The organism is Paenibacillus sp. 01L418 (genome assembly GCF_056400045.1).
Map to the genome: position 1 here is coordinate 1 of NZ_JBFTSN010000565.1, position 3,492 is coordinate 3,492.

Genomic DNA, 3,492 nt, shown 5'->3' on the forward strand with positions numbered 1-3,492 from the left:
AAGGTACCCATGCCGCCTCTAATCCCGAGGCATCGGTTACCTGATGCAGCGCATAGTTGTTCACATCGAGCAGCGGAATGAAGCGATTATAGACTTGTAGATTATCGATCGTTCCTTTGAACGCGTTGGTTGTGCCGCCGATTTTCGCGACAGGCAGGACAAGCGTCTGAATGCGCTGCACTGGCTGCGCCAGCTTCTCGACGTATTCATTCCCGTTCACATAGAGCGAGACGCCATTGCTGTCCCCCGTGATGAGAAGATGAGTCCATTGGCCAGCCGGCACTTTGTAATTGAATGCGCTATCATATCCTTCTTTAGAGAATCCTAATTTACCCTTGGTGCCGTGTTGCTTTAATTTTACCGTTCCCGCAGGCGATTCCATTAATACGGTATCGTCCGGATTGTCCGCATCCGGGTTAATCCACATGGAGACGGTCCAACCAAAGTTTAAGCTGTTGAGAGGTGTATCCAAATAACTAGTACCGCCGTTGAAGTGGGCGCCTTGCCCATATTTTCCTTTGACAAAATCGACGTTATTGCTTCTTGCATCGTATCCATTACCGGATGCGTCGATGGAATTGTTTTCGAACGAATAATCAAGGACGATTCCTTCCGTATTTTTGACTTTCACATCATAGGAAAGGTGGGTATTCGGCGCATCGCCCATCTTCGCGGCCGTCTTCACAAAGGTGTCGTAGTCTACATCGCTTCTCGCGCCGTGCCACATTTTCTCGGAAAGGACCTGCATGGCAGGGACCAAGCGGACATGAGTATCATCCATCGATAGCCCCGCTTCATACGAAATATCGTTCCAAAGTGCGAACATGCCGCCTTTTAATTGCGGATGGCCAAAAGGCAGCGTCGCACCGTACCATTTTACAGGCTCCCATTCCTGATATAAGAGTGACGTATTTAAATAATCGGCATATAGTCGGGGTACGAGATATAAATAGCTATTATTGATGTTAATGATGTTATAACCAAGATCGATTGCTTGCTGCGGTCCGCCATACGGTAAGTGCCAGATCGCCATGGTCGCTTCATTGCTGATCGGTGTCTTACCGGCGTACTCTTGCAATCCGCCCCACAACAAAGGATGTTTCCCTTTGCTATTGATGAATTTGATCATGGTATCCATATATTTTCTGAAATCTTCCGTGTTTCCTTTGTATTCATCGGTTCCAATTTGAACATCAGGACCGAGAAATGTAGGGTCTCCGCCTTTCCAGCCATCAAGATATTCACTCCACAAATTCTTGACAAATTCCACGGTCTCGGGTTTTGAGACGTCGAGATGCGAATCATTCCCCAGAGAAGGATCTAATGTCGTAAAAGCACGCGAATGCCCCGGCGTATCGATTTCAGGTATAATATTAATACCATAATCTTGACCTAACCGCTGCAAATCGCGGAACTCTTCTTTCGTATAAAAACCATCTATACTTGATAAATTCGGATACCTCTCGCTTTCTAACCGAAACGCACCGCGATTACCTATATCATCATTCAAATGGATTTGCAAATCCGTCATCTTATACCAAGCCATCATCTTCACGTAATCCCGCAAGAAATCAATCGTATAGAATTTGCGAGCCACGTCGATCATAAATCCGCGTGTCTCGTATTTCGGATAGTCGCGGGACTGCCCCTTCGGAATCTGGTCATGACCTTCATCCTGCTTCAGAATTTGCAGCACGGAACGCGTTCCGCTGAAGACACCCTTTACCGTCGGCGCCGTAATGGCTACATAATCACCGATATCGAGTATGTAACCTTCTTGACCTAAGACCTTATCCGTCGGATTTAAGGACAAGTACAGATCTCCGATGGATGGTGTCCCTTGGGTAACAGTCAATTCCCGTCCCGTAATCGCTTTCATATCTTCTTGGACGATAGCTGCTGATTTGGCTAACGACGGGTCATTATAGACAATCTTCGCTGCAGACGATAATGTATATTGATCTGTTCTCCCAATCCATTCTTGCAGGGACGGAATTACTTTCGGTTCCTCATTCAGCCCTTCGATCTGTTGATTTAATCCTGTGACCGTAACTTCGAATGACGGCGTTATCGCTTTCTGCGTTGGGTCCTCCAGGCTTTGTACTTGCAGCATCACATGAACCTTTTTATCCACCAATGGGGGGTGAATGACGCCTTCCTTGTCAATGACAGGCAGCGCATCCGATCCGTAGATGGAGATTTGATAACCTTCTGGTACAGCCGGGAATGGGAACTCGGTCTGTCCTTGACTGATCGGTTCAATGCCGTGAATCCCTTTGATGATTTTCTCTAGTGGATCTTCGCTGTATACCTCGAACTCATAGAATGAGTACCCATACAGAATGCCATCAGCCGGTTTCCGCTCAACCCCTACAAACTTGACGTATCTTGCTTCTCGTGACAGAAAATTTAGGACTTCCGTTCCACCTTGGCAATTAATAATGCCATCATTCTCAAGTGTAATGTTCTCCCAATTATCACCATAGACCGAAGTCAGCACGCGGTAGGATGTAGCTGGCGTCTGCCAACGAATGATAACTTGGCCGATCTCCTTCTTTTCGCCTAAATCTACTTCAAACCACTGATCATCGTATTTATCGGAAGACCAGCGTGTAGACGAGTCTCCATCGACGGCAAATTTAGGAAAAAGTCCGTCCGGAACTTCATTGCCGGATACTTTCACATCCTTCTTCAACGCATAGTTCTCCCRGACGCTAGCTAAAACCGTTGGTGCAGCATCCATTCCTGGCTGCTGCACAGCGAATGGCTCTTCGAGGTTGGCATCTGGGACAGTTTCAGGATCCGAAGCTACTTCAGAACCAGGCACTGTTTCCGGTAATGAGTTATCCGGTGCTTGTTGCGTGATTTCTTCTGCATTTAATGTTCCGTCTGCGTACGTTATCGATGGATGAACAGAAAATATGATAGAAAAAAATAAGACCAACGATAACAATAACGAACATCTTTGTTGATTCCTTCGGCTTGACTGCATTTCCTCATCCTCATTTCCTCGTATGAAATGATATATTCGGGTTTTCGTACTGCTAACTTGAGTACTCGTCATTCCCGGGCACCCATTCCTTACCAAGTGGCCTCCTCACAGTTAATAGTATGAGACGTGTTAGCCATAGAAAAATAGATAAGTTCTTACTTTCATATACATTTGTTTACATTTTCATTATATTAATAAATAAAATCCCATCAAATCTACTTGATGAAATCCGGAACTCTATGAAAGATACTCCCAAAAGAGTCTCACAATGAGGAAATTTAGGGAATATTAACTACACTAACCTGCCCTTTAGCTTAATGAAAAATAGAGCAGCTGCCCGATCGCAATCTGCTCCCTGTTGTATTCAACTAAAGTCTCCCGTTAGCAAAATGGAACTTTTAATTCTTTACTTCAATTAATTCTTCAACATTGCCAACTATCTCAAGAATTTACTTTTTGAACGCTCCCTTTAGTAATGAATGAATCTTATCCTTTAAGTG

1 protein-coding gene is annotated in these 3,492 nt (G+C 45.0%); it reads right to left on the bottom strand.

Translation table 11 applies throughout. The features are described from left to right. A partial coding sequence (locus tag AC1DSE_RS32745; protein WP_477528874.1) for a family 20 glycosylhydrolase occupies positions 1–2,953 on the bottom strand: 2,953 nt, incomplete at its 3' end. Positions 2,954–3,492 lie beyond the last annotated feature (539 nt).